4 protein-coding genes are annotated in these 4,482 nt (G+C 47.9%); 1 reads left to right on the top strand and 3 read right to left on the bottom strand.

Annotated elements, in window-relative coordinates:
* Window positions 1–142, bottom strand: a 142-nt coding sequence (locus L4G42_RS25980; protein ID WP_237261400.1) for an META domain-containing protein, incomplete at its 3' end; no start/stop codon positions are given.
* Between the two features lie 751 nt (window positions 143–893).
* Here L4G42_RS25980 and L4G42_RS25975 point away from each other — a divergent pair.
* Complete coding sequence (locus tag L4G42_RS25975) at window positions 894–1,619, top strand: HNH endonuclease signature motif containing protein (protein WP_237253655.1); 726 nt, start codon at window positions 894–896, stop codon at window positions 1,617–1,619.
* A gap of 37 nt (window positions 1,620–1,656) precedes the next feature.
* Here the strand turns inward: L4G42_RS25975 and L4G42_RS25970 are convergent, their stop codons facing one another.
* Together L4G42_RS25970 and L4G42_RS25965 are read right to left on the bottom strand one after the other, a co-directional pair.
* The gene (locus L4G42_RS25970) at window positions 1,657–2,388 is read right to left on the bottom strand and encodes a retron Ec48 family effector membrane protein (RefSeq protein WP_237260044.1); all 732 of its coding nucleotides are present in this window, start codon (window positions 2,386–2,388) and stop codon (window positions 1,657–1,659) included.
* Window positions 2,381–3,640: a reverse transcriptase family protein gene (locus L4G42_RS25965; protein ID WP_237261398.1), complete on the bottom strand. Its 1,260-nt coding sequence runs from the start codon at window positions 3,638–3,640 to the stop codon at window positions 2,381–2,383. The genes L4G42_RS25970 and L4G42_RS25965 overlap by 8 nt, the downstream gene beginning before the upstream one ends.
* Between the last annotated feature and the right edge of the window lie 842 nt (window positions 3,641–4,482).

Genomic DNA, 4,482 nt, shown 5'->3' with positions numbered 1-4,482 from the left:
ACGCGAACCAGTGATTGCAGCCGGCGTTGCCGTAGGCGCGGCCGTCGTTGCCCAGGGTCATGGTCAGGTGGCTGTTGTCGATCAACGGCCGTTCGCCGATCCACTCCAGCACATAACCGTGGTCTTGCTTGAGGGCAGGCAGGGCGGTGGCGCATCAAGCCAGCAGCCTCCCCCGAACTGAACAAATGGTCAGACAGGCCAAAGGCAAAATCCAACTTTAACAGCCACGAGGGCTAAGATCACAAGAGCGCTGGGCATACCTAAAACGCATTTGCCTGAAGCCCGGGCGAACAATACGACCTGCGGAAAGCGAAGTCCTGCCGTTGACTTACATAATCGAAGACAAGAGTAAATTGCTGGGGGCTGCTGATGGCGAATAGCCCGCAGTGAGGTAATGCAGAAGTCGGCGAAATTTAAGGGAGGGGATGGAGGCGTTCCAATTGTCATTGCCGCTGAGGCTGTCAGAGCCGGCTGGATAGCGAACCCGGCATGTCGGCAATACGGTTTGGACCGAACCAACTTTGCTCCTGTAAGCGCGAGGCTGGTACGGTGATCGGTTGAGCAGCAGCGCGACTGAGACTGGAAGCTGTCGCTTGTGGGATACCCTCTCGTACTTAAAGGGCTTTCGATCGGGCCTCGCCGTCTAAGTTGCTGCATTTAGGCTGGTTGCCGAACTACTGGTCGTAATTGTGCACCGATACCGAAGGGCTTGCTTTCGACAGTCCGCTCTACGCCACATCGGGTATAGTGAATGGCCGCTATTGACTCATGTAAGCTGGTCGCGGCGACTCAAAATAACTAGGGAATCATGTCGACTGCAGAGCTTGGGTCATTGGGCCGGCATGCATCGTCTTTCTCTGCTAATAATGTTCGTTTAATAATTTGGAAGCGTCATGGCGTTCTCACCGAAAGTAGCGAATCTCCTAGCTTATCGCTCAGGCTACATATGCAACAATCCAGAATGCAATGTGCTCACGATTGGCCCTGCATCCTCCGACCCACACCTGCGAACCAAAAAAGGTGAAGCGGCTCACATCGTGGGGGAGAAGCCCAGCGCCGCGCGCTATCGAAATATTGGCAACCTAAAGATTGAAAGTGATAGAAATGGAATTTGGCTTTGCGTTGCTTGCCATACGCTAATCGATAAGAACAATGGTAAAGATTATGAGGAACAAGAGCTGATTAGATGGAAGGATAGTCACGAGGAGCTGATCTCAGTACTACTCAAGACCCATCGCAGCCCGCTTCCATTGGTGCGGCGATTCAGTTCGAACATAAAGATTGCACAGGATATGGTGGATACACTGGCTCACAAAGGAGTTATGTATCAACCGCACGCTATGGAAAACCCTGTATTTGTGATTCAGTCGATTGATCAGATCAAGCGAAAGTTGATGCGACATTTACGTCAGATTGACCTCGACAAAAGACTCAGGGAAATCTGCGAGGGTTTGATTAATGCTTGCCGGGAGGTTATGAATGAGAATTCTCGCGATGGAAGTAGCCTGAACGCTTTCTTAGACATACTTCGAATCCGAGTCGGTAGATTTTTATATCAACTGCATAATGAGTATGGTTGTTCGATTTCTGGGGATATCGCCGGAATTGTGCGCCCTTAGGGGCTTGGGTCTAAGCGACGAATCAAGCATTAATGGATCATACGTAGTGTCGCTTTAACAGGCTAGGAACTTTGTCTGAGTAACAAAATGATTTATTCAGGCTGGATATCAAAGCGAAAACTTGGTCTTCAATTTCATAGAATTCATTTCGAGGTTGGTGAGTTAACGCAATACCCAGGCAAGCAAGGGCATCGATAATTCTTCTCTGATGCGGCATGTAGCGAAAGGACCCTTGAACTGCAGTTCTTGCCTGCTCATTAGAGAGTGATATCTCATTATTCAATGCTGAAATGATGCTGCAGTACTCATTGGAAATTGAGATCTTGCCAGTGCGCGAATTGGAAAAAATAAGGTTGTACCAAACAAACGTATCTACAGAAGTTGCGGATATTCGATTGCGCTTGGAGATCTCCAATGTCACATAGCTTTGAAATATTGAGAAATGCGAGATGTGATTTGTGAGCGCTGTTGCATTTGCGCTATTCAGAAAGCTCATCAGGGCGACAATTATGCCTCCAATAGTTGCAACTCCGACGAGTAAGTTTAAAGTTGCGGTTAAGATCAAGAAGGATTGGTCATATAACTCGATGAATTTCTTGATGCACGCATTATCAAAACACAGAGGCCTTCCAAACTCGCCACCTATTCCTGTGGTAACTAAGATCGCGGCGCTAGACAGCACGCCTAGTGCTGCAACTAGCAAAAGGCCGACGGTTAAAAAATTTAAGTACGGATAACTGCGCCATATTTCGCTTAATTTATTATTCATAATCAGGCTGCAGTCCTTTCAATGACTTTCTGATTTCGCTCGTGACAGCTGGAAACGAACGCTTTAAAACAATAAGTCTTTCTTGAAGCTTATAATATCGTTTTGCGTACCAGTAAGTGCTGCGCTTGGTGTCGCAGTCGCGAGCAAGGCGAGCGAGCATTAAATTTGCGCGCTCGATATCTTTTTTGGATGGCAGCGGAAATATCTTTTTCAGTCGACCAAGCAGTGAGTCGTATCGATTGTGTCCGACCCTAACCAATTTATTCACTCGGCCCATACAACGATTGAAGTCGTGACGGTAAGCGTGAGTTGTTCTATAGCCACGTTCTGACGCCAAATTCTCTAAATTTCTCACCGCCGTTCTGATCCTCGCAACTTCTCCGGAAGGAAGACGAGGCTGAGGAAATGCGACTCTCAAACCATGGACACTCAATGGCTCGCTTGAAACATATACTGATCGAGTTTTGGCAAGATTGAGCGGCAGGTCTTTGCCTGTAAGCATGGCTTTAATAATGTCTAAAGAATAGCTGAAGTCGTAGTTAGAGACTTTCGAGGATACTGTAATGTCATCCACGAGGCGTGTGTAGACAAGGCCCTTACGGAGTAGCCTTTGAACGACTGCACCTTCAACATCATAGAGACACAGGCTAGCAATGTAGCTCGAGGTCAAAGCTCCCTGGATTACATGCGAATTGAAACAACAAATTTCGGCAAGTAACTCAGAAACCTCGCTATCAAACTTCATGAAGCCAAGAAATATATCAAGTACCAAATCTTTGTGAATGTTATCAAAAAAATCTTTCACATCAACTTTTAATAAGCTCTTCGCGCCGCAGTGTTTTGCGGCACAAGAAACATAGTCTTTGTTGACCATGCTTTGACTTTGCTGATCTAGTTGATTAGGTACGGAGCCAAAAAGATGGTCGGGCCATTGAATAATACTGAGTCTAGAGAAAATTCGTTTGTTTATTCTTCGCTGAATTTTTCTAAGCAAAAAATGAGGATTATGCACCAGCCTAACGCTTCCGTCACTCTTAGGGATCCGCGAGACAGCATATTTTTCATCGTCAGGAAGAGCAAGCGCCCCGTAAATTTCTTCAAGCGAAATAGAAAGCGCGCTACAAAGATTCTCAATGCTAGAAATTGAGCCAGCTGAAACTTTTCTAGGATTAAGTAGAACCATTTTAAGTCCTATTAAAAATAGGTTTGACCAACCCATACGCAAGGGTGCAGTGAAGGATGATGCATTCATCGATCAGATCGCTGGCAGCTGCCATCCTTCACATGGCCAAACCTACCGTCCCTGTCTCCTCCAGGTTTCTCGGAGGTGATCGGAGGTGCGAGCCTCCGGACAAGCCCGAAGCCAAAGCCTCAGACGCTCGTAAGAGCAAAATCCAGGATCTAAAAAACAATCGACTGCAGCACATAAGCGGTACGCTTACGCAACGCCAATCTACATATGCTAAAAATTAATAGCAATGCCTGACTGGGAGGTTTTTTAAACCGGCGGGGAGATTCTCCACCTGGTAGTGCTTTTCACACTGGCGAAGCGCCGGGTAGCTTAAAACTAGCGTCTCGCCGCAGCAAGGAGCTGGAAATTCATTTCTTCGACGCGCGACTACCACTGGTCATACTACGGCCAAACTTTTCCCGGCACGATTTAGCCGTACTTCAAGCCCGCTGCCGGCCGGAAGTGGGCCCGGTACAAATCTCTGCTATTGGCCGAAAGGTGACTTATATGATCGCCGACTCGTGGTCCAAAAGAGACTGTGAGCGTCTAGCTAGCCTTAACTCCGGCTCTCCTCCGAATACCTGAAGCCTGCAAATTAGCGCTCTGGCAGTCCAAGGCAGCACTCAGGAGGTTCATTTTCGATCACGCGCGACCTAGCTGTCACAGGTTTAGCGCCCATGGAACAGCGTAAATCTACAAAGATAAGCAACAGTTAAACGTCGAATTCCACGTATCCAGCCTTCTGCCGCGTCCCGCAAAATCACCATCAGACCTTGCTGCCTCGCCTGCAAGCCAGAAGCAGCCAGCCAGACTCAGTCTTCTTCCAGCCAGAACCGCAACGGCTTGCCCTGCGCAGGCCACAA

The organism is Pseudomonas petrae (genome assembly GCF_021728295.1).
GTDB classification, from domain to species: Bacteria; Pseudomonadota; Gammaproteobacteria; order Pseudomonadales; family Pseudomonadaceae; genus Aquipseudomonas; species Aquipseudomonas petrae.
This window is presented reverse-complemented; position numbering and strand designations above follow the sequence as displayed.